The sequence below is a fragment of the Desulfobacula sp. genome, assembly GCF_030145145.1.
Lineage (GTDB): Bacteria > Desulfobacterota > Desulfobacteria > Desulfobacterales > Desulfobacteraceae > Desulfobacula.
In genome coordinates this window covers 1-25,837 of record NZ_JAQYWD010000057.1, presented here as the reverse complement: position 1 = coordinate 25,837, position 25,837 = coordinate 1, and the positions used below count along the sequence as shown (strand labels likewise).

The following is a 25,837-nucleotide window of genomic DNA, read 5'->3' as shown; positions in this document are numbered from 1 at the left end:
CCGGCATAGAGCCTGTCAACATAGCCCATCCAGCGAAGGAAAGGTAATCTGGTCTGAACGGGTATGGGATATTCATAAAAAGTTACATGCGATTGCCCTGGAAAAACTGCAATTAGAGTCATTTTATCTGGAGATTCTGGCAAAAGCCGGTCATTTCACAAAAAAACAATAGTCCAGTTGGGGTATACAGGGTCAATGGGTTGACACCACTTTAACCCAAATCAACAAAAAAGACCTGACATGGACAAAAAGCATTGCTGTCGGGGATAATCAATTCATAGAAAAGACCAAAGCGCTTCTTGGAGATAAGGCAAAAGGCCGGAAAAAAATAAAATCAGAAGTCGGTTTTGAACTTAGAGAAGATCAAGTAACATATGGAGAGTTCGACCTTGATAATAAATTTTATTGGGACAATAGCAGTTTCTTAGAAGGGCCATTTTGATATCAAAATGGCCCTTCTAAGAAACATAAAACAGGCACCAAACAAAAATTGACCAATGTAATTAGGTGGTTAAAAACCTTTGCTTGGTCTGACCCCAAATTCAACCTGTCCCTGTTTTCTGCCCAGGGCGGAATCGAAATCTGCACCCACCACCATAAGATGCGCTTTTTGACGGCTGAATGATGATACCCTGAAAAATTTTCTTTCTATTAGATAAAAAATGTAATAGAATTGTGAAAATTATGACCTATCTATGACTATTGGATATTTAAATATTCAGGATGAATTTTGAGAAACCCTTGGTAGCAGGGCTTATAACCTTTTTCAAAAATTAATAAATTTTTGGCACGATATTTGCATTTTTTAGTCATGCCAGTTATACCGAATGAATTTCGCCTCCACAAAAACAAAACTGGATGATAAAAATGAAACCATCAAATTTAGCGACGATTTTATTCAGCTTTCTGGCCTTAACAATTGCATTGCCTTTATCTCTAGTGGCGGCTACCATTGACTGGGAGGTAAACGGATCAACGGAAAATTATAAAACCTGGTTTGACATGCCACATACAAATACGGCCCTTCCTGATGCCAGGCTCTATTATCACCAGACGAATGATGCCTTGCTTGTGGCTTATGTCGAATCGTTGGCGATTGTTGATAATAGTTATGGGACTAATACGGTTGCGGATTGGGCACCAAAACTACATACCTTTCAGGATTTAAGAGAGACTGATAACGCTAACTTTCAATTTTATCGAAAATTTGGAAGCGGAGCAACAGTAGCAAATTTTTCCTTTGATTATTTTACGACCGACTTTAATGTTAAACCAACAAAACTTTATTCTAGTCTTGGTAGCGGCGCTGTTCTTGATGGAAAAACGTCAATGGAATATAATTGGGAAAAATATAGTAAAAATTCCGACTATTTTGGGGATAACTCGAATTCTCCCACAAAAAGTGTAGCGACCGACTGGATATTTGAAGTAATATATGAATTTAAAATTAATTTGGATACCCTTGGCTATAATGAAGGTGATACGGGGGCACAGACAGTCCAGAATATTCAATTGAAGTTGACAGATGGACATTATTCTCCACACAAACAAGGCTCGAATTTTGCGGCTTCCCTTGGCAGCAACCCGACAGGGGGTCAGATTCCAGAACCGGCAACAATGCTCCTCGTTGGACTGGGCTTATTAGCCCTTGCTGGAATGAGAAGAAAAAAGCTGTTTTGACAGTGCGTTTTATTTTCGATACTATAGAAGCAGGGCATTCATGGCCCTGCTTTTTTTGTATCTGTTTTACATGAAGGTATTGCTATACTTGAAGGTAAAAAAACAATGAGACTCATCCTGCATCCAGAAAGAACGACCCTTGTCTTTGTGATTTTTGTTATCCTTCTTACCACTGCCAACGCGGTTCTGATGGTTGTCTACTATCATTCAGAGTACACTGCCGTTATAGATATTTTGCCCTTGTTTAATGTGGATATGGAGAAAAATATTCCCACCCTGTATTCAAGCGTTGCCCTTTTTTTTTGTTCTTTTCTGCTTCTGATCTGTGGCAGTATTGATTGGAAAAACCAAAACCCAAGGTGGATTTACTGGATCGGTCTTACCCTTATCTTTTTTTTTCTGTCCTTGGATGAGGGACTTACAATCCATGAGCACATTAACAACTATACAGACCGCTATGTGAATGCCACAGGCCTTATCTATTTTCCATGGGTTTTACCCTATGGCATCGGGGTGAGTCTTATTGCCCTGGTTTACGTTTCCTTTCTTCTCCGTCTGCCCCGGCAGACAGCTGTTTTATTTGTGGTTTCCGGGGGTGTTTTTCTTATGGGAGCTGTTGGCTTTGAAATGCTCAGTGCTCGGGCGGCAGAGCGTTACAGCTATGAATCCATCAGATATGCTGTTTTTTATTCAGTGGAAGAATTCTTAGAAATGACCGGTATTGTCATATTCATTTATACGCTGCTGAAATATCTTCAAGGAAAAAATGGTTCTTTTTCTGTTACCAATACAATAAAAATACATTTTGACCATCATTAGTTAAAAAAGAAGGTTCCTGGCATCTTCAGCGCCATTAAAATCAGGGTCCAGATCAAGGGCTTTTTTTAAATAATATTTGGCCGTCATTATATCTTTGCTTCCATACAACGCCATGCCCATATGGTAACACGCAAGGGGATTGTCTGGTTTTAATTTCAGGCTTTCCTGGAACTCTTCAATGGCATTGGCATATCGTCCCTTTTTATAATATACCCATCCCAGCGTATCCATAATATTGGGATCTTCCGGCAATTTATCTTTTGCCAGTCTTGCCAGCCTCATGGCCCTGTCAAGATCCCCTCCCCTTTCAGCGAATATAAAGGCAAGGTTATTGGCGGCAAGTGCATCATACGGATCAATCTCTAAAATCCTGGTATAATAAAATTCAGCCTGGCGCCAGTCATCTGCCATCTCTCGAATTAAGCCCAATGCCCGATATGCGGGGATATAAGATTTGTTTATTTCGATCACTTTTTTATATTGCATCTCAGCCTTCAATATGTCATCGCTTCCATGGTATACCAGGGCCAGTGACATTTGAGGCTGAAAAAAAAAAGGATCAAGTTCAATGGCTTTTTCAAAGTGCTCAGATGCTGTTTTTGTATCCTCCTTTTTCATATAAACGTTGCCCTTTATGTTCTCAATCACGGCCTTACCGTTCCTGCTGACCAATGGCGTGTACCTGGTTAACATTGCCAGGGTGACATCATATTGATTTTTATTCATATAGACGGAAGCCATATGGTCGAGAATGCTGGTTTCCAATGGATTGAGCGCAAATGCCTTTTCAAAAGAAGCAATGGCCGGGCCATCCCGACCGGTTGCGTTATAAATAAGCCCCAGGCGGATATGGCCCGAAGCATTATCGGGATTCCGCTTCACTAGGGTATGACATATTTTTTCAGCATTTTCAAAATCGCCTTCCAGGATATAGATCCCCGAGAGAAGGGCCATTCCTTTTTCACTGCTGGGGGAAAGCCTGAGAGCCTTTTCTAACTGTTTTCTGGCCTGGAAAAGATTTTTTTCCTGCAGGTATAGTTCCACAAGTTCCAGCCGTGGTGCCAGGAGATCAGGATCAAGAAGGATGGCATCCTTCAGATGGTTCTTGATCCGTTGTTTGTCAAAGGAGTTGGGATCATTCAGAAACCCTGCTGCCGATCTGCGCAGCGCCTCTCCCGGACGATCTCTACCCCCTTGTTTTTTTAAGCAGACCCCCTTATAGTAATGTGCGCTGGCATTATTGGGATCAAATTTAATCACCTGATCAAATTGATCAATCGCATGGACAAAATCATTCCGGGCCATCATAATCCGGCCCTTTAAATCAAGCGCACGGGTAAACTGCCGGTGTGTTTCCAATACAGTGTCAATCCGTTTTTTTGCCTGGTCCAGCATATTGAATTGAAAATAAATTTGTGCCAGCCCTGTCATGAGGATGGGATGGTTCTTCTTTATGGACATCGCTTTTTCCATATGTGCAACAGCCTGATCCTTATTGCCTCTTCTAACAAAATATTCAGCCATATTCATACGGGGACGCGCTGACCTGGGCGCTGAAATGATCGCGTCCTTATACGACTTTTCAGCCAGATCAAATCGTCTTTGTCTTTCATAAAACCTGGCAAGGTCTGTATATTTTTCAAACTTTATGCCCGGTGTCATAACCACATGGGTTAATACCGATTCAATCTGGGCGGTTTTTTGGGTCTTTGCATATAGCTTGCACAGATCCATATAGGCTGTCCGGTTGTAAGAATCCAGACGGATGGCATTGATATAAGCTGTTTCCGCCTGGTCATCATCACCAACAATTTCAAAGAGCCGCGCCAAAAACAGATGTGTTTTGATATTATTTTTATCGATTTTGTTGGCTTTTGAAAGCGCTGTGATGGCCTTTTTGATTTCTTTTTCCTGGACCAGGATGCCTGCCAGCAGGTGATAGGCATCAACACTGTCAGGATATTGATTGAGAACCGTGGTAACCGTTTTCCTCGCTTCCGTTAGCGCATTGACCCTTAAAAACATCTGGCCGATTTTAAGCTGTGCTTTGGCATTGTCTGTATTGAGGGCAGCGGCAAGTTTGTAATGTCGTATGGCTTTTCCGGGTTGCCGGAGTTTCATATAGGTGTCTCCAAGCTCAAAATGCGCGACGTCATTTTCAGGATCGATCTGGACAATACTTTTATATTCAATCACAGCGTCCTGGAGCCTGTTCTGCTCAACATATTGCCGGGCTTTATCCAAGTGTTTTGTGGAATCACCCTCCTGTACCTTGTCACAGCCGATGACAGATATCAGGAAAAGAATAGAAATCAAACCCTTAAGTGTTATTTTCATAATTTTTAAATTACAGCGATATGATATGCCAGTCAAGTATCGTTGTCCGATAATTCGTATGGGTAAATGGCATCCTTTTATATCGCCTTGTGATCCCGTCCGGTTTTTGAAAGATAGTACTCGTAATCCCCTTTATAGGCGGTCATTTTGCCCTGGTCTATCTCGAAAACCCGGTCCACCAGGCAGCGAAGAAAATGCCGGTCATGACTGACCAGGACAAGGGTCCCGGCGAAGTCTTTCAGGGCCTGGAGCAGGACCTCCCGGGACTGAATATCCAGGTGGTTGGTGGGCTCGTCAAGTACCAGGAAATTCACGGACCGGCCCAGAATTGTTGCCAGGACCACCCGGCTCTTCTCTCCGCCGGAGAGTTGTTTGACCTGTTTGTCCACATCATCACCTGAGAAAAGAAAAGCAGCGCACAGGTTGCGGATCACCCCGATGCCCTTGAGGGGCAATGCTGCCTGGACCGTTTCAAAAACGGTTTTCCCAGGATCGAGAATATCCATGGCATGCTGGCTGAAATAACCAATGTTAACACCGGCACCGATTCTGAACCGGCCCTGTGTCGGATCGGTCTTTCCGGCCAGGATCTTCAGGAGTGTGGATTTACCGGCACCGTTGACACCCACCACGGCGATCTTGTCCTGCCGGGTAATCTGTCCGGAAATATCCGTGAATACGGTTTTGGGTTCCCTGTCCGGGGTTTCCCATATTTTACCCAGCCTGTCCAGGAGAACCACATCGTCACCGGACCGCGGGATCTCCGGAAACTCGAATTTGATGACCTTCTGGTATTCCGGCAGTTCAATTCGCTCTATTTTTTCCAGTTTTTTGATCCGGGACTGTACCTGTGAGGCGTGGGAGACCCTTGCTTTGAATCGGGCGATGAAATTTTCTTCCTTGGCCAACATCTCTTTCTGACGCCGGTGGCTCGCAACAAGTTGGGCCATCCGAATCTCCCGCTCCTGGATATAAAAATCATAATTCCCACCATAGGTGGTGGTGGTGTGATGGGCCACTTCGATGGTCCGGGACACCACCCTGTTCATGAAATCATGGTCATGGCAGGTCATGAGGAGCGCACCCTTAAATTCAGTGGTCAGCCAGTTCTCCAGCCAGATGATGGATTCCATGTCCAGGTGGTTGGTGGGTTCATCTAAAAGCAATACATTCGGGCAGATGGTTAAAATTTTTGCCAGAGCAATCCGCATTTTCCATCCACCGCTGAAAGATTCCACGGGCCGGTCATAGTCGGCAGGTCCGATGCCCAGGCCTGTGAGAACGGTTTGGGCACGGGTTTCAAGATCATATCCCCCACGGTTTTCAAAGGCCTCGGCTGCTTCCCCGTATGCCGACAGCAGGGTTTCCATGGCATTATCATCCATGGGTTCTGCCATGGCAGCTTCCATCGCTTTCATGGTCCTTCCGAGCTCCACCACATCGGAAACAGCCGACATGACTTCAGCCAGGGCGGATCTGCCGGACATCTCCCCCACATCCTGGGAAAAGTAACCGATGGTTACTTGTTTGGAACGGGAAATCTCTCCGCCGTCTGCGTCTTCTTCCCCCGTGATCAGGTTGAAAATGGTTGTCTTGCCGGTGCCGTTGGCACCCACGAGGCCAGCCCGTGTGCCCGCCAGAATCTGGAGGCTGGCATTTTTAAACAGGATCTGGGACCCGTATTGTTTTGATATGTTTGTCAGATGAATCATCTTTAACGCTCCAGATAAAAAAAAGGATATCAGTACCATGTCTGCAGCATCGGTGGCAAGACCGACATTCAGAGCTACCGCCATATTGCTGCTAAAGTGAAAGAGGTCACCTTAATTTGTTTTTACCGGTACAGGGGTGATCTTCCCCCGGAAAACTATAATCTAAGTCACACTTTTTTGGGGAAAATAATTTAACCTGCAAATTTGTTATGGATATTTTTCAAACTGTTACAATGAGTGGAGATGTAACTGACAGCCTTGGAACCCCATGAAAAAGCAATAAAAAATATTGATTTTTTATTGCTCCATACTGGATGGAGCCATTATTGGGGAACGGATAAATACTTCACTAATTATCGTGTGCTGACTATAGAGGCTGCCAAGATCTTACAGATGATATGGTTGATTTGCCCATCGTTGCTGGTTTCAACCGGCCAAAGATGTTGACAGGCCCGGACCAAAATGGCAAGAGTTATGGATAAAGGGTTCGACAAGCAATCCATGCGTTTAAAAAACAGGCAAAGCGGTTGGGTTTGTTCGAATCTTCTGTTAAAAAAACCACATAAGGAAAAATAGATGAATGAATTGAAAATACCAGAAGGCATAAAAGATGATCCAAATGCCATGGAGATGATTCGGGTTTGGATCGGCAACAAAGATATTCACGTGTCAATGTTATTGGGCATGTGGGAACAAGCATCAACCTTCGACATCGACGAAAGAGACGCATGGGGTGAACTGCTGGCAGATCTGATCCGCCATATTGCCAATGGACTGACGCAAAGCCATGATTATCATACAACAGCATCTGAAATGAAAATTGCAAATGCCCTGCTGACCCATCTGGGATACGGTGCAAATACGATTAAAGGGAAAATTAAAGATTGACCTGCGCCACCCCTTGCCGGTTTAAACCGATTTCCAGACGGGAACAAACTCCCCCGAAAAAATGTGCTCAACAGGAAAATCGCTGCGGTCCATTTTAAGGCATTGGCAGGAAAAGCGTAACAGATGTCCCTTTCCCGGGCGTACTGTTCATCTGTATCTTTCCGTTGTGGGCATCCATAATGGTTTTGCAGAGACTTAAGCCCAGGCCGTACCCCCCGGTTTGTTTTGAACGGGATTTGTCCAACCGGTAAAACGGTTCCAGGACAAGGCTCAACTGGCTCTTGTCCATACCAATGCCATTGTCTGATATGACGACCCTGGCCCAGGTTTGATCACGATAAAGGCCGATGGTTACAGGATCGCTGTCCGCATTTGAATATTTAATGGCATTTTCAAGAATGTTGACGATGACGATTTTAATCCTGTCCCGATCAAATTCACACATGATGGGAACAGCGTCTAAGCAAATGACACCGGGAGAGCGGGATGCAAACGTGGTTGAAATTTCTTTGACACATGCGGAAAGGTCAGACAACTCTTTTTCAAGATTGGCATGATCATGGTGGAGCCTGGCAGTTTCAAGAATGGTGGTCACCAGGGTTTCCATTTCAAGGATATCCGAGCCAATACTCTTTTTCATCCGGTCATCGTCCAGGAATTCCAACGCCACTTTGACCCGGGTCAGGGGGGATCGAAGTTCATGGCTGACGTCCCTTAACAATTGCTGTTTCAGTGCCAGCATATGCTGAAGCTGACCTGTCATGGCATTGAATGCTTTGGCCAGTTTCCCGAATTCATCTTTTCTGTCCTCGGGCACCGTATGCATCAGGTGACCGTTGCCCACTTCTTTTACGCCTTCATGCAGCCATTTGATGGGGGTCAATACCCTTTTTACGGCCAGGTAAGCCCCGAAAACAATCAAAGAAATGGATATCAACAGCATCAGGTGCAGCCATAGGTAGCGTCTTTTATTTTGATCATACCCGGAAAATTCAAATAAAAACGTCCCTTTTTCATGGGTATATTTTAAGAAATGCCGGCCATGATATCGTCCAAACTGGATGGTTTTTGAATGGGAAAACAACCGGTATCGAATCGCCTTGTTTCCAGGTAAGGCATCAATTAAAGACCAGGAACCCGTCTCCCCCCGGAAGGCGGTTTTCAATCCTGTTAGCCGGAATATAGTTTTGGCACGGTCATAGTCCGGGGGGGTTCCCAGGTCATCGATCACATAACTGAGATACTGGATCACATGGGTGTGAAATGGGGTAACAGAATTGAGGCGGTGAAACACAAAAAGGCCACCGGCCACCAGGACAATGCAGATCCAGGTGATAAGGCTGATGACAATGAGCTTGGCATATACCGAGTGGACAATGTTCTTGAACCGGTTTAAGATCATCTTCACTTTTCCGGACTTCCGCCGAGAAACAAATAGCCTGACCCCCAGACGGTTTTTATGAACCTGGGCGTTTTCGGGTCATCGCCAAGTTTCTGTCTTAGCCGGCTCACGGTGACATCAACCGTGCGGTTAAATGCCTCACAGTCAATCCCTTTGAGTTCATTCAGGATCTGGTCCCGGTCAAGTACTTTCCCGGTATTAACGGCCAGAAAGGACAGGGCCGTGTATTCGCCGGTCGTCAAATCCAGGGGATGACCTTCCAGTGCAACCGTTTGACGGGCAAAATCAATCTCAAGGGTGCCAAAAGTTTCTGTTTTCCCAAACCCGGTTGGATTTGTCCGCCGAAGCACGGACTGGATACGGGCCACAAGCTCCCTGGGTTCAAAGGGCTTGGGCAGGTAATCATCTGCCCCGAGTTCAAGACCGACCACCCTGTCGGTCAGATCCCCCCGGGCCGTCAGCATGATGATGGGGATACGGCTGGTTCGGCGGATGGTCCTGCAGACCTCAAACCCATCCATTTCCGGCAGCATGATATCAAGAATAATCAAATCCGGGGGATTCTCTTTAAAGCGTTTCAAGCCAGCCGATGGCGTAACTGCAGATTGCACTGCCATTCCAAAATCGCCCAGGAATTTTTCCAGAAGCCGGTTGAGCTTTTCATCGTCATCAATGATTAAAATGGTCTGTTTCATGCTGGCTGCCGTTGTTTCAGTAGGTTCAATCGCCTGTATATACCCTATTTACACCATAATGGGAATCCCAAACATGCGCAGTGAAGAGATTCCCATTATACTTTTGGTTAGACCGGTGTCCATTACGACCCGAAATGGTGCCAGGATTCAAATTTTTCCATCTTTTTGATCAGTTTGATCTTTTGATCCGGGGTCAGTTCCCTGTGAAAAATAATGAGGCGATCAACAACCAGATCAATCACCTGATTCATTTTTTCACGGTGTTCGGCAACAAGGCCCTTGATCACCGTTTCATCTATCTGGTCTGATGCAAGCTGTTCTTTCAGCATTGTGTGCATGGTTTGTCTGTCTTTGTGTAAAAAATCCACCTTTGCCGTAACTTCATCCTTAATATCGGCCAGGTGTGATTCCTGTGCCGCTGTCAAATCAAGGGTTTCGCTGATATAATCCAGAGCAAATGCATGACTTTTCATGCTGCCATGGGACCTGCACCCGACGAAAATGGTCATACAAAGAATCAATACCATGGTGATGACTGCGCTGACATGTGTTTTTTTCATACCCTGTTCCTCCATTAACTGTTCATGAGTTATGCCCATAGGGCTGTCATGGATACAAGTATACCTTTTTTCAAATAAATGGCTTTTCACAGGGGTAAAAATATGTAACAGAGTGTAACAGTACAATAATGTACTTAATCTAATGTGACTCATGGCGGCTTAACTGCGTATCCGCACTGACAAGGGAGGATCAATCAATGCTGAAAAACTGCTGTCATCTTTTTCTGATCATTGTTTTATTCACCGGTTTTGTTTGTGCCTGCTGTTCCTTGCCGGATACCAATTCTTTGATCGTAAGCACGGGAAATGGGGAATTTCAACAAATAAAAGCTGGGGTAGATCAACCCCATGAAAGCACGGATACCTCCCATCACAAGTTAGATGCCTCTTCCTTTGAAGTGTTGTCGTGGAATGGATTAGCCGGTTGTAGAAAAACCATTAAAAACATCACAGGTTTTGCGTTTAACTGTACTCCCCAAAAATGGAATGATCTTTTTTGGGACCTATCAAAGGGGAAAGATATCATCTTGATTCAAGAAGCCTATATGGATGATGATTTTTTACATATAATGGATGCATTTGATACCCCGTATTCCTGGAATATGGCTGTCAGTTTTATGGCTGACAAGGAAAGAAACATCCCCACGGGGGTATTAACGATGTCAACCGCGACCGCACAATCCGTTTATGCAATGCGGGCATGCGAACCTGTTTTTCCAACCCCGAAATCAGCATTGTTTACAACCTTTGCTTTTACGGATCATGCTGAGAAATTGCTGGTGGTGAATGTCCATGCCATTCTGATGGGCACAGAAAATTTCAAGCGCCAGTTGATCCGTATAAAAAAAAAAATAAATGGCCATAACGGACCTGTAATCGTGGCAGGTGATTTCAATACAATGACAAAGCGCAGCACAAAATTATTGGACACTATCATAAAAAACTCCGGGCTGGTGCAGACACTCACCAGAGAATTTAATGAAGTGACATTTGAAATAGACAAAAGAGTTACCTCAATATTCGGGTATCCATACGACTTTATTTTTTATCGAGGCTTAATCCCTGAACTTGCCTATATCATTGACTTAAATGATGCAAAAGAAGATAAAGTTTCTGATCATAATCCCCTGATTGTAAGGTTCCGGTTAGAGAAACAATGATGTATCCCTGATCCTTCGCATATCCATGATTTTGATGGTGACGGCGATATCAATGGGGATGGGAAAATAGGGGTGGATGAAGTGATCGATATGTTTGAAAAAAAATCAGGGTTAAGGAACGTAGAGAATAATGGGTGGTCACTGATTTTAAAAATTCAGCAGCCGTATCTAACGTTACGGCTGCTGAAAATTAATCAGCCAACTTGAACGAAAAGGGGTTGCTTTGCATTGCAGACAGGGCATTTCTCCGGGGCTGCGCCCAACTCAATATATCCACAGACCGGGCAAAGGTAAAAATTGCTTTCGTCAAGGTCAACGCCCTTTTTAACCGCTTCAAGTGCCTTTTGATATATCTGGGCGTGAACGGCTTCTGCGGCAACGGCAAATTTAAACATGATTTTGGCTTTATGACCATCTGCTACCGCTTGATCAACCATGGGTGGATACATGTGGGTAAATTCATCTGTCTCGCCGTTAATGGCAGACTGAAGGTTATCTGCGGTTGATGCGATCATGTCCAGGGCTTTCAGATGCCCTTCAGCATGGATCCGTTCAGCTTCTGCAGTGGTCAAGAACAACTTGGCGATATTTGCAAACCCTTCTTTTTCTGCTTTTTTTGCAAATGCCCTGTATTTCTGGTTGGCCTGGCTTTCTCCGGCAAAGGCTTCTTTAAGATTATCGTTTGTTGTTGTCATGTTTTCCTCCTGATATTTTAATAAAACTTTTGGCGTTAAAACGCTGCATCCCCGTCATTAGAAATTAATCAATTGCTTTGAATGTCAATTTTATACTATTTTTTGTCAGTTGAGTGCAACCCGTTTAATTTTCCGAATGGTTGGCTAAAAATAAAGGCTGTGGCATTTTTGTTGTTTACATTGGATTCCATATGTTTTAAATTTTTCAGTCAATAAACCTTGAAACGATTGGAAATTGCAAAACAAAACATTTAAGAGAGGCCCTATGACTTCAGATGTAATATCAACAGATAAAATTGAAAAAATTAAATCACAATTTGAACAACTGGCTGTAAAATCAGACATCAATCGTGAGATGTTTAATTCAGTTCTGTACGCTTTTTGTTGTGAAAACAACCAGGATGCAGGGGGGGACAAACACCTTGTTAGAACAGAGTTAAAGCGGTTTCAACTGGTTTTGGAAGATATTATTTCCAGGGCGGAAGACCAGGGGGCGGCTGAGCGGAAACTGATCAGCACACAAGACATAGGGGCTTTCTGGACCTGTTTCAAGGAAATTTCAAAAATTTTGCTCCGGAATATCAATCCCGTAAGGGAATCCCGAAAACAAATCAGAAGACAAGCCCGACTGAAAGGCCACCTGTTTTCTCTCCCGCTGCAGAAAGTCTTGACCATCGAATCCGTGACCCAGAAATTCAAAGCCGAAATCGAGGCCCTGAACATCACCATCACGGAAATGACCGATATGGCCAAAGCAGCCGAATCCAAAAACAAAAAAGACCTCAATGACCTCAAAGCAAAGCAAAAAGCACAGATCGACAGCCTGAATGCAACGGTCAAGGAATTGTCCGATTCAGCCAAAACAGTTGAAGATCAACACAAGACAATTGTCACCGATCTTGAGGCACGATATCAAAAAGAGGCAGCAGAAGCCTTAGAGACACTCACTCGTGAATATACAGAGAAACAGACCGCCTGGGAAACCGCAGAGAAAGAGTTGAAACAGACGATTTCAGACATCACTGAAAAACAGACCACGCTTTTAAATGAAAAAGACGGACTGACAAAAGAGATCAGCCGGATCCAACAGGACCTGGAAGCCCAGCATCAGATCCAGCAGGACCTGGAAACCAAGCATCAGCAGGAGATTGAAAGTCAGGTGGAGAAATCTGTCCTGGCAGAACAGGAAAAAGCCACTGCCCGGGAATCGGAACACCAAGACGAAATCAAAAAAATCCAGGCAGATTACGAGGAAAAAATAAAAGCGCTTGAAAAAAAGACCGTCAAAGCAAAACCCAAAAAAAAGAAAGCCCCGGCAAAAACCCAGAAAAAAACCAAAGCCAAATCAAAGACAAGCGCTTAACTCTTTTTTCTCTGCACAGAAAACCACCGTGTTTGCCTTATAACCGGGTCGCTGGCGGAATTCCCCCCCCAGCGACCCTTTGGAACCCCTCATGCCGACGGGATCAGCCCATTGTCCATTGGTGCTGACGGGCACGGGCAGATGATAGAAAGGAATGTCATGGCAATGGATCATATCAGAATCGTTAAAATTACCAGAGAACCGGTTGAATTATACAAGGTGCTCAAGTTTGAAAATCTGGCGGCAAGTGGTGGGGAAGCCAAGCACTTTATTGCCGACGGGATGGTGACCGTAAACGGGAAAATCGAAACCCGGAAACGCAATAAACTCTATTCAGGGGATGTGATTGGGTTTAACGGGCACTTCATTCAAATTGAGACCGAATAAAATCCGGGGAAGAATGAAAAACAAATCATTTACACCCAGGACTCCGGTCCAGGAGTCCCTGCTCGCCAGGATGAAAGACGATGCCCGGGCCATCTTTTGGGCAGGACTTGATGCCGCTGGAGCAAAAGCAGCCATCGACCGGGCCTGCCGGCTGGAACAAAACTGCTTTTGGATTGGTAAGCATTCGTTTGATTTGGCCGTCATTGACCGCATCCTGGTCATCGGTGCCGGCAAAGCCACGGCAGTCATGGCCAAGGCCATTGAAGATATTCTTTGCCACCGCATCACCCATGGCATCATCAGTGTAAAATACAACCATAGTGTACCGCTTGATCATATTCAAATCCTGGAAGCCGGCCACCCTGTACCTGATGAAAACGGGATAAAGGCATCACAGGCCATCATGAATCTTGCTGCCGGGGCAACAGAAAATGATCTGATCCTCTGCCTGCTTTCCGGGGGTGGCTCAGCACTGCTGCCGTTGCCGGCCACCCCCCTGACACTTCAGGACAAACAAGCTGCCACAACCCTTCTTTTGGGGTGCGGCGCCACTATCCAGGAAGCCAATGCACTTCGAAAACACCTGTCCGCCATTAAGGGCGGAAGACTGGCAAAAGCCGCTGTACCGGCGACCATGGTCTGCCTGGTTTTATCTGACGTAGTGGGAGATGCGCTTGACGTGATTGCCTCTGGCCCGGGTGTGCCTGACGATACCACGTTTACAGACTGCCTGCAGATTATCCATAAATATGACCTGGAAAAACGCCTGCCCAAAACGATTTTAAACCACCTTAAACAAGGGGTCAAAGGTCACATGGATGAAACGCCCAAATCAGGGGCTGATTTTTTCAACCGCACGAAAAGCGTTATTATCGGCAGCAACCGGCAGGCGCTTGCGGCCTGCAGAAAAGCAGCCCGCAGGCGGGGATACAACACATTGATTCTATCCTCTTTTATTGAAGGTGATACCCATACCGCCGCCCGGATACACACGGCAATTGCCAAAGAAATCCTGGCAACAGGCCAGCCCATTGCCTGCCCTGCCTGCATTTTATCCGGCGGAGAAACCACCCTGACCCTAAAAGGAGACGGCCGTGGGGGCCGGAACCAGGAAGCCGCCCTGGTTGCTGCCTTACAGATTGACGAAAGCCCTGAAACGGTGATGCTCTGTGCCGGAACCGATGGAACAGACGGTCCCACAGATGCTGCCGGTGCCATTGCCGACACCACCACCCTTGAACGGGCAAAAAAGGCAGGACTTGACCCTCAATCCCACCTTGACAACAACAATGCCTATCCTTTTTTTAAAAAATTGGGCGACCTTATGGTCACAGGACCCACCGGAACCAATGTCATGGATTTAAATATCCTTCTGGTTCGGGAAGGAAACAGGATAAAATGATACGATCATCCTCTATTTTTTTGACAAACCAGCGCCAAAATGGCAAAAGATATGAATACCGTGTTCTTAATGGGAAAGGAACGTACAACATGAACAAATTCAAACAAAAAAAAATCGTATCTATATATATTATTTTATTATCAATGCTGTTCATTCCCCTTGTTCATGGGAATGTTGATTTAACACCGATACAAAAAAAAACCCTGGCCGTTCAACCGCTGGATGTGGCATCCTCGGAGGACGGGCAGATGATCTTTATTTTGTCCCCGGGAGAATTGAGTGTATATTCATTAGAAAATGATAAAATTCTCAGCCGTTCTGCCATTGATGACACCTATGACAACATCACCTATTCTGAAAAAAATAAAACCCTTATATTAACCGGCCACTCTTCAAAATTGCTTGAAATCATCCGGGTTGAACAGGTATTTGAAATATCGCTTTCCGGACTGCCCTTCAAAGGGCACCCCGATGCACCAGTGACCATTGCCGTCTTTGATGATTACCAGTGACCGTATTGTGCTCGTTTAGAGCCGTTTTTCCGGCAGTTGTCGGATACGTATGCCGATCAATTAAAAATTGTTATCAAACAATTTCCCCTTACGAGTCATAAATTTGCCCGTAAAGCTGCCCAGGCGAGTCTGGCTGCCCATAAGCAGGGAAAATTCTGGGAATTTCATGAAACATTACTCAAGAATCATAAACAGATTAACGATGAAAAAATTGAAGAAATTGCCCAGTCGCTCCAGCTTGACATGGACAAATTCAAGACCGATATAAATTTGCCGGATATTCACCGCATCATCAACAGGGACATCCAAAATGGCAGAGAAATCGGTGTGACCGGAACCCCGACCATCTTTATCAATGGAAAACAGACACGCCTTAGAAATCCAGCTGAATTCATAAAAAAAATTGAGTTTGAAATAAAAAAAGCAACGCGTTCCGACAAATAATCAAGACCGAAGGCAGCCCAATTTATCTAAATCAGCATTCAGTTCTTTTTCATTATAAATTTTGCCTTCCCTCCATTTGCCATTAAATTCAAGTGTTGGCACAACCCAGTCATCACCGCCATTTACATCAATGATTTTCTGGATTGTCGTTTCTGATTGGTTTTCAATTTCAACATATTCAAATTCAATGTTATGGTTTTTTAAATGTTCAATCGTTTTTGTACAATGGGGACACCATTTGGCAGCATATACTTTCAACATAACAGCCTCTTCTTTCATGATTAACGTTATTTTCTATTGTAAGACCATATTTGAAAGCATCAAGGCTCTGGTGAAACAACTTAAATTGAGTAACACAAAAAGAACCGCGGTAAAAAAAGCGGGTAAAAACCAAAAAACTACCGTGGTCCTTTACCCGCTTTATTTTTCAGACAATGGAATTTGTTTGCCTAATCGTCCGTTGTAAAGGATACAACATCCGAAATATTAAATTCCAGCATTTTTATGCAGACCAGTGCCCTTTTTGAATTTCTTGCCAGGGCAGGAAATGTCTCTCCTTCTGATTCAAGTTCAAGCAGCAATTCTTTTACCTTAAGGATTTTATCGTTTATTGCATGTATGTCATACGAAGTTTCCATAACCACCATTCCCTTTTGCTAATGTTTTTTCCGGAGATCCTTAAACCGCTTTGCCTTTACTTCATAGCGCGGCAGGCTGCCATAATCATAGTATTCAATTTGATACCTTAGATTGGTTTTCAGTCTGAGTTGATCGACCAAGACATTTTCCAGACTCGACCGTGTCACCTCCGGCAGAAGTTCCACTTTAAGCTTTATCCGGTCGACATCGCCTTGTTTATCCACAACAATCTCAAACTCATCCCCCAGGCCATCAATGGACCTGACCACCTCTTCTATGGCTGCAGGAGAAAGAAGAACCCCTTTGACCTTTGTAATATCATCGGACCGGCCGAGAACGCCGCCCTTGATCAATCGAAAAGTCCGACCACAGGTGCACGGATTCGCATCCCATTCAATCACATCCTTGGAATCAAACCGGACACAGGGCTGGGCCATCCTGTCCAGGGCCGTGATGACCATTTTCCCTCTCCGGCCCGGTTCTTCTATGATCTCACCGGTATCGAGATCTTCTATCTCCACAAGAAACATGGCTTCATTGACATGCATACCATGGGGCTGATCTTCACACTCGTAGGACCATGCACCGATTTCCGTTGCACCGGAATGGTCATAGACCCTTGCCCCCCAGGCATCTTCCATTCTTTTTTTCGTGCTGGGAATACCGGCACCCGGTTCCCCGGCACAGGTAATCTTGCTGATGGACAATTCTCTGGGGTCAATCCCCATCTTGTTCTTTGCCACATCGGCCATGTTTAAAATATAGGTCGGGGTTGCCATCATGGCGGTTGCGGTCAATTCCTGTATTTTCAAGATCCGGGCCTGGGTATCCAGAACCCCACCGGGAACCACTTCACATCCCAGCTTTTCAGCACCATAATGTGCGGCCCAGAAGGCCACGAAAATATTATATCCAAAGGGAAGGAACACGCGATCCCTGGCGCGATATCCCTGGGACCACAAGATAAAAGACCAGCATTCAGCCCACCAGTCCCAATCCTGCCAGGTATCCGGCTGATAGACCGGCTGACCGGTGGTACCACTGGTCTGTCGAAAAGCTGAAACCTCTTCCAGGGGAACACACAGAGCATCCCCATAGGGATAGGGATCTTTTTTCTGGATATCCCTCATCATGGATTTTTCAACCTTTGGCACCCGCTTGATATCATCAAAGGAATGAATATCATCCGGGGTTAAACCGGCCGTATCATAGAGGGCCTTGTGAAATATTGAATGGGTGTAGGCCCAGGTCAATATTCGTTTAAATTTTTTAAACTGCAGTTGTTTCAGCTTTTCCCTGGGCATCGTCTCCAGGACCGGATTCCAGTATTTCTGATGATTCATCTGATTGTCCTTCCATATAAATTTTGAATGTTACTTTAAGGTAACGGGTCGGCCATCTTTTCAATATATTGATATCATTTATAACCTTAAAAAAAACCATCGACAACAGGTATATTTCAGGGGTATACCAGGTATGAAATATACCTGTTACTTTGTGGCAGACAGAAACGTTCGAAGATTGATGGCTTTGTTTGTGATGCCGACTTTTTTCCGGATACTCTTGCGATAGAACTCAATGGTTTTAGCCGACAGATTTAAAATCTGGGCGATTTCCTTAGTTGTCTTTCCATACTTGACCATGTTGGCCACCTGGACTTCAGATGGCGTAAGATTTGAAAATTCCATGGCAAGCTTATGCAAAAACGGGGAGACAATGTCAATCAATGTTGATTCTATAATATTCAAGCACCCTCGCTGGCTATCACTGAGGGTGTCTTCCTTCATTCTCTCAATAAAAGGAAGGACCAGTTCCCTGATATTTAAAACCATTCTTTCTTCAAGCATGGTTTTATCTTCTTCTCTCTGCTTTAATAAAACCCTTAAGGCGGTGTTCACCTCTTCAAGACTTTTTGTTTTATTTTCAAGCTCCCGGGTTCTCTTCTTAACCCTGAACTCCAGAATATTCTTTTCTTTTTTATGCTTTGAGATATCGGTAACAATGGCAAAACTGCCTTTAAACTTCCCATTGGAATCAAAATATGGGGTCGGGCTCATAAGGGCATGAAGTTCAGATCCGTCTTTTTTGGTCCACACGATTTCATAGGAATCACTCTTTCCTATTTTCCGGCTTTCCTGTTGAGCAGACAGAATTTCTTTATTCTCATCATCTAAAAAATGATTGATATTTTGGCCGACGATCTCATCCCTGGACCGCCCCCACATCTGGCAGAGCGCCTCATTGGCATAGGTGGCCACCTGGTTTTCATCGACTTCGGTCAAGCCGTCACCCATGGTTTCAACAAGGGTTCGATACCGTTGTTCACTGTTTGATAAGGCTTTTTCTCTGTTGGGCTTTAGTTTAATGATCCATCTCTTATAAAAATATTATTCAATTTTTTTCCCGGCTGTCTTTTCAATTACAGATATAATCCAGTCACCGAGCACTTTTTTATTCACTGTTCCGGTTTGCTTTTTGATCAACTTTAAATCAAGCTCGGCCCGGGCCATGGTCTTGTGCCCGCCCGCAGATCCATACGGTGAAAACGCCTCTTTTGCCGTGTTTCCTGCCCCTTTTCTCAACCCGTCATTTCGAATCACAACAATCAGTTTTTTTTCATACACCCCTGAGATAATACTCCAGTTAACCCGGGACAGGGTTAAAAAAAAATCGGCCAGGATCACCAGCTCATCCGGTTTGGAAATAGGGCCTGCATGAAAAAAAAATCGGTTGTTAATAATTTTTCTTTGTCTTATGGCAGCCCCCAAAAAATCAAGATCTTCCTGGGTTAACGCAGCTCTTTCAACTTTGGTAACGATATTGTTGTCTGCAAACTGATACAGGTATTGGAATGCCCGGATATCTTTCAAGCTCGCCTGCCGTGTAAAATCAGATGTGTCGGTTTTAATTCCCAGCATCAGGGCGGCAGCAAGCTTGGAAGACGGTTTTATTTTTTTTGATTTAAGGTATTCCGTCATAATGGTGGAACAGGCACCGTAATCCGGCCGGATATCAACATATTTTGCCGTATCACCGGTTACAGGATGATGATCGATAATGGCATCAAAACAAAATACTGAAAACCGTTCATTATGATTCGGCTGGGAGTCCACCACCACAAATGTATCAAAATTTTCCTTCTTGATCTCATCCAGCGCAACCAGACCCGATTCCGTATACTCAATCATGGCTAAGTTATCCGGTCGGGTGATCTTGTTGAAATGGGCAATGCAGACTTCACTGACCTTTCGCCACAACAATCGTTTGACAGCCATGCTGGCGGCAATGGCATCCGGGTCGGCATTGATCACCACAAGCACTTTTGAAGTACGGGTGAAAAGGCTCAAAAATCGATTAAGTTTCTCTCGAGTACTCATCTGCAATCATCTTCCTATTTCTGCTAAAAAAAGTATCAGTGTAATAATTAGGATATCCAATAATGGCAAGAATTGCAAACCCACCGTAAAAAACACCCAATGGGGCAACATATTGAAGATAAATGATTCATTGATTTTACGCATCGTATCCTATAATAATAACCCTCAAGCTAAAATCCTTTTTATCAGGAAAAAAAATTAGAATTTCAAGGCACACGCTTTGCATAGTGTTGGATGTTTAGACTGAGGATACCGGGTTTAGTAAATGACTTAAATGAAAATTCATTGATGATGGGAGGACTCAAAGCAAATGTACAAACCCATTGAAATAGCGGATGGGATCTATTCGGTTGGCTGCCGCGACTGGGATATTCGAGATTTCCATGGCTACTCTACGGATGAAGGAACATCGTATAATGCATTTCTGGTGCTGGGGGAAAAAAATATTCTCATTGATACGGTAAAAGAAAAGTTTTCAGATGAGCTGCTGTCCAATATCAGCAGAATCATTGATCCCAAAGAGATTGATATGGTTATCAGCAATCATACGGAAATGGACCATTCCGGGGCTATCCCCAAAGTAATGCATAACATAGGGCGTGACAAACCCCTTTATTGTTCAAAAATGGGTGCCAAAAACCTTAACCGTCATTTTCACCTCGACTTTAATTTCCAGATCGTGGGAAGTGGTGATGAACTCAAAATCGGGAACAGAACCTTTTCTTTTCTTGAGACAAGAATGCTTCATTGGCCGGACAGTATGTTCACCTATCTTGTGGATGACGCTATTTTATTTTCCAGTGATGCCTTTGGGCAGCATTATGCCGGTGATAAATTCTTTGATGATCAAATCGGAGATGAAATCATCCCCCACGCCAGAAAGTATTATGCCAATATCCTGCTTCACTTTTCACCAAGGGTACAGGCACTGTTAAAAGATGTTGCAAAATTGAACCTGAAAATAAACATGATCTGCCCGGATCATGGCATTATCTGGCGGGACAACCCGGCTAAAATTATTAATGCCTATGACCGCTGGTCCAGACAGGAACCCGCCAATAAGGTGGTTGTCATTTTTGATTCCATGTGGGAAAGCACCACCAAGATGGCAAGATCCATTACCAGCGGCATTGAGTCGGAAGATGTGAATGTCCGACTCATGAACACAAGAAAATGGCACAGAAGTGACATCATGACGGAAATTATTGATGCCGGCGCCATCGCTGTGGGTTCCCCGACACTGAACAACAGCATTTTTCCCGTTATCGCAGATGTCATGACCTATATCAAAGGCCTGCGACCCCAGAATAAGATCGCAGCTGCATTTGGGTCTTACGGCTGGAGTGGTGAAGCGGTAAAAATACTGAATAAGGAATTTTCTGAAATGAAACTGAATATTATTGATGATGGTGTCAGGGTCCAATATGTTCCGGATGCATCTGATCTGGACCGATGTTTTGGTCTAGGAGTAAAAATCGCAAAAACATTAAAAAAAACCTTATCTTGCAAAAAAAAATAATCCGGAGGGAAAATGTCTAACACGTTTAATGCAAATGAAATTTTTGAAATTGCAATAAAAATCGAACAGAATGGTGCGATATTTTACCGCGATGCCGCAAAACAGGTAAACGCGGAAAAAGAGAAAGAATTTCTCCTTTATCTGGCAAAGATGGAAGACGATCATGAAGCAACCTTTGCCACGATGCAAAAAGAATTAACAGACCAAGAAACGTTTTCCACCGCCTTTGACCCGGATGATGAAACAGTCCTTTATCTGAAAGCACTCGCGGATACCCGGGTTTTTTCTGAACAAAAAATGCCTGACAACCGGTTTAAAACAATATTGAGCCGTGCGATTCAAGCAGAAAAAGATTCCATCGCGTTTTATCTTGGAATGAAAGCACTGGTTCCCCCAAAGCTGGGTCAGTCAAAGATTGATGACATTATCAAGGAAGAGATGAGCCACATTAAACTGCTTGCAGAAAAACTCATGGCATAAGATGCTTGTTCAAAGCCCCCCCCTGCACTGATATATCAGTGCAGGGGGGGGTAGAAGGTTCGCTTAACCGGGTTTAGGATTTCCAAAGACCGTGGAGATTACAATACGCTCTTGCTTCAACCTTATCGGAATCCGTTTTAAAGGTGGCTTCCGGCTGGCTTGTGGGTGTCAACATCATTCGCTGGACATAATTTCCGTCACAACTGACAAGTTCAATCCACTCAATCCAGTGATCATTCCCCATGGGATGGGCAACACTGCCGACCTTTACCAGATATCCGCCATCCAGTTTTTCAATCACGGGCACATGCTTCTCTTTAGCGGCATCCACCGTATTTGCAGCCAGACGATCCATTGGTTCGCCACAGCACATGACCGGCGGTTTTTCTCCATGAAGTACCTGTACAATGTTTCCACATTTGCTGCACTTGTAAATACCCATTTTTTCAGCCATTTCAGCTCTCCTTTTTTTTGTGTTTTGTAAGTGTTATAATTTACCAAAATGAAGCTTGGAATTCTAAATAATATAGACGAAAAAAATCCTGCAAAATGCTTCTCCCTTTATAGGGTATTTACACAGAATTTTCCAGAAATATTTCAGATTGTTTGCCGGTTAACAAACTGGTTAAAACTTTTTTAGCCAATTTATCTTCATCCCTGTTAACCGCTTTGAAGATAGAGGCCATTTGATAGTAAATTTCGTCCTGGGATTTTAAAGCAGCATAGGCTTTGGAGACGTCAACAACTTTTTTTTTCTTTCGAGCTTTAAGTTTGAGCATCTGATATTGCCCCCTGAATGTTTTAGTGTTTGGGTGATACACCACTAAACATAAGCAAGCATCATGCCAGTCGATTAAAACCCGATCAACGTTTTGCGACCCGCCCTTTGGGGGAATGCCATCCCCTTTCGCTGAAACTGCTTTTGTGTCATCTTTCTTTTAACAATGTCAATATCATTGACATCCCCAGGCCGTTACGATTCAGGGATTCAATTGACCGGCCAATAGTCTGTTGCCGCTGAAATTTACTTTCAAAAAGTCTTTCAAATAAAGAACGTGTCCGCCCTGGACTGCCCGGAATGGCAACATCCCGGCAGACACCATGAAATCCCATATCTTACGGGTGGTTCAGTCAGTGAATAAACGCGTCTTTTCCTTTATCCAAGAATTCTTGCAATCTGTGATTCCAATTGTTCTTTTGGCAGGGCACCAATGAGTTTATCAATGACCCGGCCATTTTTTACCAGGAGTATGGTCGGAACACTTGAAATTGAATATCTTGAGCCAATCCCCGAGTTTTCGTCTACATTGAGCTTGGCTATTTTTAACCTGGCCCTGTATTTTACCGCAAGCGCATCCAGAACCGGCCCCATGGATCTGCAGGGACCACACCAGGGTGCCCAGCAGTCCACCAGCACCGGAAGTGTTGACGCCATCACCTCCCTGTCAAAATCATGATCCGTCACTATGACCGGCCGGCTTAAATTTTCCAGGGGCAAAAGCAGTCCACACTTCCCACATTTTGGTGTGTCATCTAACCGGGAAAGCGGCACCCTGTTTTTTGCACCACACGTTGAACACGCCAATATCAAGCTTTGATCACTCATAATAATTCCTTAGATCAGTGCTGCAATACTTTTGCCATAATCCTGGGCCGCCTGGATGCCCCCTTGAACCCAGCTTGCCTTGAGCATCAAAGGACCGGACACCATTTTCATCCCAAAAATATGATCCATGGTATCAAATATTCTTCCCGCTGCCTCACCACTCCAGCCATAGGCGCCAAAAGAGCCGCCGGGTTTATCTTTCAGTTCTGCCCGTTCTGAAACAAACAAAATCTGTTTCATGGAGGTGATCATTTCACCATGATAGGTTGCGGATCCGAACGCATACCCATCATATCCTTTCAGGTCGTCTTCGCTTTTAATCTCGCTTGTTTTTTTTAATTCAGCCTCATGGCCTGAAATGCGAACCCCCTCTGCAATCAGTTCAGCAATTCCTTTTGTCTCATCAGCTCTTGATGCATACACAATTAATACTTTTCCCATTTTTCCTCCTTTGTTCCATTATGGTTGAATATAATGCTTGAATCCGCCATGGCTATATTCTTTGTTCCGGTCATAAACATGGCTTTTTTCAATGTTTTTTCCATATGTTCAAGATGCAGTTTCACCCCCAGGGTTCCGGCACCCACAGCCGCCCGTATGATATCTCGTCCCAAAAGGACCGCATTGGCACCCAGTGCCAGCAGCTTTAATACATCATACCCGGTTCTCACCCCCCCATCGGCGGTAATCGTAACAGAATTACCCAATTTCTTCCTGATCAGGGGCAGCATGGTGGCAACCCCCGGGGTTGAATCCATGACCCGTCCGCCGTGGTTGGAAACAGCAATAACCGAAGCCCCTGCATCGACACACTTCTGTGCTTCATCCGGCAGCAGGATACCCTTGGCAATAAACGGCAGTGATGTAAACGTCACCAGTTCTTCAATATCTTTAACACTCTTTTTAAACACGGGTTGCCCATGGGATGCCATATTGGTGGAGCCACAGCCATCCAGATCAATCCCAACGGCTTTGCAGCCACAGGATTCAGCCGCTTCAAACAACCGTTTTAAAACGTCCTGGGATCGAGGCTTGAAGATGGGTATACCATAGCCTTTGCAGGCTTTCATGGCCTTCAGCGACGGGTTATCCTCCGGGGTATAAAACCAGGTATCGCCTCGCAGTCCAATGGTCCCTGCTTCCTGGGATCCTCTTAATACAGCCGTGCAGAAAAAGGTTTCATCCAGGGCATCATTATAGCCCTGGGCACCGGCGGTAGAAGAGGCCATCACCGGAAATCTGAGATCAATGCCCAGAAAGGAACAGGTCGTATCCGGTTCAAAATGATCTCCCAGAACAGACATATTCAATTGAATGTTCGCAAGGGATTCTGAATTGGCCCGAAAAGACCGCCCCTGTCCGATACCGCCCATTCCAATGGGCTTTCCATACGCCTCCCTCTGGCAGATTTTATCAAAATTACCGTCACAGGACGGATAGGCCGCGCAAATACCTTTCAGCTTCTTCCTGGCCAAATCCCTGACCTGTTCAAGAGACTGGGGAACCTCTGCGGCACTTAAAATCATGCGATCGTCTGCATGACAACTTTCGCAGGCAGCAGGTTTGCTGTCACTGGCAAAGGTTTCATGACAAATGGTACAATACCACTGATTCATTGATTTTCTCCTTTTTTGAGCCGGGCTTTGTTAAGGATATCATTCATTTTAATTTTAGCAAAGCAGTAATCAAAAAATGACTCATTTTAAATCCTCACCCACTGCCCGAAACCCCAGGAAACCGATCCCGGCCAGACACCGTCATGCGCGGGGTTGTATCGCAACCCGGAATTGTCTTGATACAACTCTGTCTCTTGTTCCAAAACCGTTTCATACGCATAACCGATGTTACCATACATCCGGCTCTGGTCTAACAGCCTCGGCAGGATGCTCTTTTTTTCATTACACCTCACGCCTCTTCATCGTTAACAACAGTCAAACAGTAAAGAGGAATAAGCAAAATACACGCCAAACCTGTATTCTTTTTTTTAACAGGACGGTTCTTAGGGGTATCCATAAACATCAATTGGCCAAATCATCAGGGCAATCGCATGTAACTTTTTATGAATATCCCATACCCGTTCAGACCAGATTACCTTTCCTTCGCTGGATGGGCTATGTTGACAGGCTCTATGCCGGGCTACACTTGTGGCGGAAAAACTCG

Annotated in this window: 28 protein-coding genes and 1 pseudogene; 12 read left to right on the top strand and 17 right to left on the bottom strand. The window is 44.6% G+C overall.

Annotated elements, in window-relative coordinates:
• Positions 1–867 precede the first annotated feature (867 nt).
• Both Q1Q15_RS23550 and Q1Q15_RS23545 read left to right on the top strand, forming a co-directional pair.
• Positions 868–1,680: a PEP-CTERM sorting domain-containing protein gene (locus Q1Q15_RS23550; protein ID WP_300465098.1), complete on the top strand. Its 813-nt coding sequence runs from the start codon at positions 868–870 to the stop codon at positions 1,678–1,680.
• A gap of 105 nt (positions 1,681–1,785) precedes the next feature.
• On the top strand, positions 1,786–2,499 hold the full coding sequence (locus tag Q1Q15_RS23545; RefSeq protein ID WP_300465097.1) for a hypothetical protein: 714 nt from the start codon (positions 1,786–1,788) through the stop codon (positions 2,497–2,499).
• On the opposite strand, the gene Q1Q15_RS23540 is transcribed toward Q1Q15_RS23545, so the two are convergent.
• Together Q1Q15_RS23540 and Q1Q15_RS23535 are read right to left on the bottom strand one after the other, a co-directional pair.
• Positions 2,500–4,836 (bottom strand): tetratricopeptide repeat protein, encoded by a 2,337-nt coding sequence (locus tag Q1Q15_RS23540; protein ID WP_300465096.1) that lies wholly within the window; start codon positions 4,834–4,836, stop codon positions 2,500–2,502.
• 77 nt (positions 4,837–4,913) lie between these two features.
• Positions 4,914–6,632 carry an ABC-F family ATP-binding cassette domain-containing protein gene (locus Q1Q15_RS23535; protein ID WP_300465095.1) on the bottom strand — a complete coding sequence of 573 codons (1,719 nt, stop codon included), beginning with the start codon at positions 6,630–6,632 and terminating at the stop codon, positions 4,914–4,916.
• A 174-nt stretch (positions 6,633–6,806) separates the two neighbouring features.
• On the opposite strand from Q1Q15_RS23535, the gene Q1Q15_RS25610 reads away from it, so the two are divergent.
• Positions 6,807–6,995, top strand: a complete 189-nt coding sequence (locus Q1Q15_RS25610; protein ID WP_363321039.1) for a cyclase family protein — start codon at positions 6,807–6,809, stop codon at positions 6,993–6,995.
• A 129-nt stretch (positions 6,996–7,124) separates the two neighbouring features.
• Positions 7,125–7,436, top strand: a complete 312-nt coding sequence (locus tag Q1Q15_RS23530) for a DUF5076 domain-containing protein (RefSeq protein WP_300465094.1) — start codon at positions 7,125–7,127, stop codon at positions 7,434–7,436.
• A 94-nt stretch (positions 7,437–7,530) separates the two neighbouring features.
• On the opposite strand, the gene Q1Q15_RS23525 is transcribed toward Q1Q15_RS23530, so the two are convergent.
• The 3 genes from Q1Q15_RS23525 to Q1Q15_RS23515 all read right to left on the bottom strand — a co-directional run bounded on the left by Q1Q15_RS23525 (position 7,531) and on the right by Q1Q15_RS23515 (position 10,093).
• Positions 7,531–8,838, bottom strand: coding sequence for a HAMP domain-containing sensor histidine kinase (locus Q1Q15_RS23525; protein WP_300465100.1), 1,308 nt, complete (start codon positions 8,836–8,838; stop codon positions 7,531–7,533).
• 2 nt (positions 8,839–8,840) lie between these two features.
• On the bottom strand, positions 8,841–9,533 hold the full coding sequence (locus Q1Q15_RS23520; protein WP_300465093.1) for a response regulator transcription factor: 693 nt from the start codon (positions 9,531–9,533) through the stop codon (positions 8,841–8,843).
• 122 nt (positions 9,534–9,655) lie between these two features.
• The gene (locus tag Q1Q15_RS23515) at positions 9,656–10,093 is read right to left on the bottom strand and encodes a Spy/CpxP family protein refolding chaperone (protein WP_300465092.1); all 438 of its coding nucleotides are present in this window, start codon (positions 10,091–10,093) and stop codon (positions 9,656–9,658) included.
• Positions 10,094–10,290: 197 nt separating this feature from the next.
• Between Q1Q15_RS23515 and Q1Q15_RS23510 the strand changes: the two genes are divergently transcribed.
• On the top strand, positions 10,291–11,253 hold the full coding sequence (locus Q1Q15_RS23510; RefSeq protein WP_300465091.1) for an endonuclease/exonuclease/phosphatase family protein: 963 nt from the start codon (positions 10,291–10,293) through the stop codon (positions 11,251–11,253).
• 194 nt (positions 11,254–11,447) lie between these two features.
• Here Q1Q15_RS23510 and Q1Q15_RS23505 read toward each other — a convergent pair whose 3' ends face one another.
• Positions 11,448–11,948: a rubrerythrin family protein gene (locus Q1Q15_RS23505; protein ID WP_300465090.1), complete on the bottom strand. Its 501-nt coding sequence runs from the start codon at positions 11,946–11,948 to the stop codon at positions 11,448–11,450.
• Positions 11,949–12,213: 265 nt separating this feature from the next.
• Between Q1Q15_RS23505 and Q1Q15_RS23500 the strand changes: the two genes are divergently transcribed.
• From Q1Q15_RS23500 to Q1Q15_RS23480, 5 genes and pseudogenes are all read left to right on the top strand, one after another.
• Positions 12,214–13,311, top strand: coding sequence for an MbeD/MobD family mobilization/exclusion protein (locus tag Q1Q15_RS23500; protein ID WP_300465089.1), 1,098 nt, complete (start codon positions 12,214–12,216; stop codon positions 13,309–13,311).
• A gap of 111 nt (positions 13,312–13,422) precedes the next feature.
• Complete coding sequence (locus Q1Q15_RS23495; protein WP_300465088.1) at positions 13,423–13,698, top strand: RNA-binding S4 domain-containing protein; 276 nt, start codon at positions 13,423–13,425, stop codon at positions 13,696–13,698.
• 13 nt (positions 13,699–13,711) lie between these two features.
• Positions 13,712–15,100 carry a glycerate kinase gene (locus tag Q1Q15_RS23490; RefSeq protein ID WP_300465087.1) on the top strand — a complete coding sequence of 463 codons (1,389 nt, stop codon included), beginning with the start codon at positions 13,712–13,714 and terminating at the stop codon, positions 15,098–15,100.
• 89 nt (positions 15,101–15,189) lie between these two features.
• Complete coding sequence (locus Q1Q15_RS23485; protein ID WP_300465086.1) at positions 15,190–15,612, top strand: hypothetical protein; 423 nt, start codon at positions 15,190–15,192, stop codon at positions 15,610–15,612.
• Between the two features lie 12 nt (positions 15,613–15,624).
• Positions 15,625–16,056 (top strand): annotated as a pseudogene (locus Q1Q15_RS23480) (thioredoxin domain-containing protein); the annotation flags it as partial.
• Here Q1Q15_RS23480 and Q1Q15_RS23475 read toward each other — a convergent pair.
• The 5 genes from Q1Q15_RS23475 to Q1Q15_RS23455 all read right to left on the bottom strand — a co-directional run bounded on the left by Q1Q15_RS23475 (position 16,057) and on the right by Q1Q15_RS23455 (position 20,072).
• The gene (locus tag Q1Q15_RS23475) at positions 16,057–16,335 is read right to left on the bottom strand and encodes a glutaredoxin family protein (RefSeq protein WP_300465085.1); all 279 of its coding nucleotides are present in this window, start codon (positions 16,333–16,335) and stop codon (positions 16,057–16,059) included. It abuts the pseudogene before it with no gap.
• A 170-nt stretch (positions 16,336–16,505) separates the two neighbouring features.
• Complete coding sequence (locus tag Q1Q15_RS23470) at positions 16,506–16,694, bottom strand: hypothetical protein (RefSeq protein ID WP_300465084.1); 189 nt, start codon at positions 16,692–16,694, stop codon at positions 16,506–16,508.
• An 18-nt stretch (positions 16,695–16,712) separates the two neighbouring features.
• Entirely contained in the window at positions 16,713–18,038 is a 1,326-nt protein-coding gene (locus tag Q1Q15_RS23465; protein ID WP_300465083.1) for a phenylacetate--CoA ligase family protein, read from the bottom strand.
• Between the two features lie 147 nt (positions 18,039–18,185).
• On the bottom strand, positions 18,186–19,061 hold the full coding sequence (locus Q1Q15_RS23460) for a PAS domain S-box protein (protein ID WP_300465099.1): 876 nt from the start codon (positions 19,059–19,061) through the stop codon (positions 18,186–18,188).
• Between the two features lie 21 nt (positions 19,062–19,082).
• Positions 19,083–20,072 carry a DHH family phosphoesterase gene (locus Q1Q15_RS23455; protein WP_300465082.1) on the bottom strand — a complete coding sequence of 330 codons (990 nt, stop codon included), beginning with the start codon at positions 20,070–20,072 and terminating at the stop codon, positions 19,083–19,085.
• Between the two features lie 310 nt (positions 20,073–20,382).
• On the opposite strand from Q1Q15_RS23455, the gene Q1Q15_RS23450 reads away from it, so the two are divergent.
• Both Q1Q15_RS23450 and Q1Q15_RS23445 read left to right on the top strand, forming a co-directional pair.
• Entirely contained in the window at positions 20,383–21,591 is a 1,209-nt protein-coding gene (locus Q1Q15_RS23450; protein WP_300465081.1) for a flavodoxin domain-containing protein, read from the top strand.
• Between the two features lie 12 nt (positions 21,592–21,603).
• Positions 21,604–22,071 (top strand): ferritin family protein, encoded by a 468-nt coding sequence (locus Q1Q15_RS23445; RefSeq protein ID WP_300465080.1) that lies wholly within the window; start codon positions 21,604–21,606, stop codon positions 22,069–22,071.
• Between the two features lie 73 nt (positions 22,072–22,144).
• Here Q1Q15_RS23445 and Q1Q15_RS23440 read toward each other — a convergent pair whose 3' ends face one another.
• The 6 genes from Q1Q15_RS23440 to Q1Q15_RS23415 all read right to left on the bottom strand — a co-directional run bounded on the left by Q1Q15_RS23440 (position 22,145) and on the right by Q1Q15_RS23415 (position 25,586).
• Positions 22,145–22,525 (bottom strand): desulfoferrodoxin, encoded by a 381-nt coding sequence (locus tag Q1Q15_RS23440; RefSeq protein ID WP_300465079.1) that lies wholly within the window; start codon positions 22,523–22,525, stop codon positions 22,145–22,147.
• A gap of 118 nt (positions 22,526–22,643) precedes the next feature.
• Complete coding sequence (locus Q1Q15_RS23435; RefSeq protein ID WP_300465078.1) at positions 22,644–22,850, bottom strand: hypothetical protein; 207 nt, start codon at positions 22,848–22,850, stop codon at positions 22,644–22,646.
• Positions 22,851–23,227: 377 nt separating this feature from the next.
• Positions 23,228–23,677 carry a thioredoxin gene (trxA, locus tag Q1Q15_RS23430; protein ID WP_300465077.1) on the bottom strand — a complete coding sequence of 150 codons (450 nt, stop codon included), beginning with the start codon at positions 23,675–23,677 and terminating at the stop codon, positions 23,228–23,230.
• A gap of 9 nt (positions 23,678–23,686) precedes the next feature.
• Positions 23,687–24,118, bottom strand: a complete 432-nt coding sequence (locus Q1Q15_RS23425) for a flavodoxin domain-containing protein (protein ID WP_300465076.1) — start codon at positions 24,116–24,118, stop codon at positions 23,687–23,689.
• Positions 24,103–25,293, bottom strand: coding sequence for an alpha-hydroxy-acid oxidizing protein (locus Q1Q15_RS23420; RefSeq protein ID WP_300465075.1), 1,191 nt, complete (start codon positions 25,291–25,293; stop codon positions 24,103–24,105). The genes Q1Q15_RS23425 and Q1Q15_RS23420 overlap by 16 nt, the downstream gene beginning before the upstream one ends.
• Positions 25,294–25,379: 86 nt before the next feature.
• The gene (locus Q1Q15_RS23415; protein WP_300465074.1) at positions 25,380–25,586 is read right to left on the bottom strand and encodes a hypothetical protein; all 207 of its coding nucleotides are present in this window, start codon (positions 25,584–25,586) and stop codon (positions 25,380–25,382) included.
• Positions 25,587–25,837: the final 251 nt, after the last annotated feature.

What these genes read in the sequence shown, in the direction of transcription:
- Q1Q15_RS23550 (WP_300465098.1), top strand. Translation starts at nt 868, where the DNA reads ATGAAACCATCAAATTTAGCGACGATTTTATTCAGCTTTCTGGCCTTA.
- Q1Q15_RS23450 (WP_300465081.1), top strand. Translation starts at nt 20,383, where the DNA reads ATGTACAAACCCATTGAAATAGCGGATGGGATCTATTCGGTTGGCTGC.
- Q1Q15_RS23485 (WP_300465086.1), top strand. Translation starts at nt 15,190, where the DNA reads ATGAACAAATTCAAACAAAAAAAAATCGTATCTATATATATTATTTTA.
- Q1Q15_RS23420 (WP_300465075.1), bottom strand. Translation starts at nt 25,293, where the DNA reads ATGAATCAGTGGTATTGTACCATTTGTCATGAAACCTTTGCCAGTGAC.
- Q1Q15_RS23475 (WP_300465085.1), bottom strand. Translation starts at nt 16,335, where the DNA reads ATGAAAGAAGAGGCTGTTATGTTGAAAGTATATGCTGCCAAATGGTGT.
- Q1Q15_RS23500 (WP_300465089.1), top strand. Translation starts at nt 12,214, where the DNA reads ATGACTTCAGATGTAATATCAACAGATAAAATTGAAAAAATTAAATCA.
- Q1Q15_RS23510 (WP_300465091.1), top strand. Translation starts at nt 10,291, where the DNA reads ATGCTGAAAAACTGCTGTCATCTTTTTCTGATCATTGTTTTATTCACC.
- Q1Q15_RS23525 (WP_300465100.1), bottom strand. Translation starts at nt 8,838, where the DNA reads ATGATCTTAAACCGGTTCAAGAACATTGTCCACTCGGTATATGCCAAG.
- Q1Q15_RS23490 (WP_300465087.1), top strand. Translation starts at nt 13,712, where the DNA reads ATGAAAAACAAATCATTTACACCCAGGACTCCGGTCCAGGAGTCCCTG.
- Q1Q15_RS23540 (WP_300465096.1), bottom strand. Translation starts at nt 4,836, where the DNA reads ATGAAAATAACACTTAAGGGTTTGATTTCTATTCTTTTCCTGATATCT.
- trxA (WP_300465077.1), bottom strand. Translation starts at nt 23,677, where the DNA reads ATGAGTGATCAAAGCTTGATATTGGCGTGTTCAACGTGTGGTGCAAAA.
- Q1Q15_RS23435 (WP_300465078.1), bottom strand. Translation starts at nt 22,850, where the DNA reads ATGCTCAAACTTAAAGCTCGAAAGAAAAAAAAAGTTGTTGACGTCTCC.
- Q1Q15_RS23445 (WP_300465080.1), top strand. Translation starts at nt 21,604, where the DNA reads ATGTCTAACACGTTTAATGCAAATGAAATTTTTGAAATTGCAATAAAA.
- Q1Q15_RS23440 (WP_300465079.1), bottom strand. Translation starts at nt 22,525, where the DNA reads ATGGCTGAAAAAATGGGTATTTACAAGTGCAGCAAATGTGGAAACATT.
- Q1Q15_RS23520 (WP_300465093.1), bottom strand. Translation starts at nt 9,533, where the DNA reads ATGAAACAGACCATTTTAATCATTGATGACGATGAAAAGCTCAACCGG.
- Q1Q15_RS23545 (WP_300465097.1), top strand. Translation starts at nt 1,786, where the DNA reads ATGAGACTCATCCTGCATCCAGAAAGAACGACCCTTGTCTTTGTGATT.
- Q1Q15_RS23530 (WP_300465094.1), top strand. Translation starts at nt 7,125, where the DNA reads ATGAATGAATTGAAAATACCAGAAGGCATAAAAGATGATCCAAATGCC.
- Q1Q15_RS23515 (WP_300465092.1), bottom strand. Translation starts at nt 10,093, where the DNA reads ATGAAAAAAACACATGTCAGCGCAGTCATCACCATGGTATTGATTCTT.
- Q1Q15_RS23535 (WP_300465095.1), bottom strand. Translation starts at nt 6,632, where the DNA reads ATGGCGGTAGCTCTGAATGTCGGTCTTGCCACCGATGCTGCAGACATG.
- Q1Q15_RS23455 (WP_300465082.1), bottom strand. Translation starts at nt 20,072, where the DNA reads ATGAGTACTCGAGAGAAACTTAATCGATTTTTGAGCCTTTTCACCCGT.
- Q1Q15_RS23465 (WP_300465083.1), bottom strand. Translation starts at nt 18,038, where the DNA reads ATGAATCATCAGAAATACTGGAATCCGGTCCTGGAGACGATGCCCAGG.
- Q1Q15_RS23470 (WP_300465084.1), bottom strand. Translation starts at nt 16,694, where the DNA reads ATGGAAACTTCGTATGACATACATGCAATAAACGATAAAATCCTTAAG.
- Q1Q15_RS23505 (WP_300465090.1), bottom strand. Translation starts at nt 11,948, where the DNA reads ATGACAACAACAAACGATAATCTTAAAGAAGCCTTTGCCGGAGAAAGC.
- Q1Q15_RS23425 (WP_300465076.1), bottom strand. Translation starts at nt 24,118, where the DNA reads ATGGGAAAAGTATTAATTGTGTATGCATCAAGAGCTGATGAGACAAAA.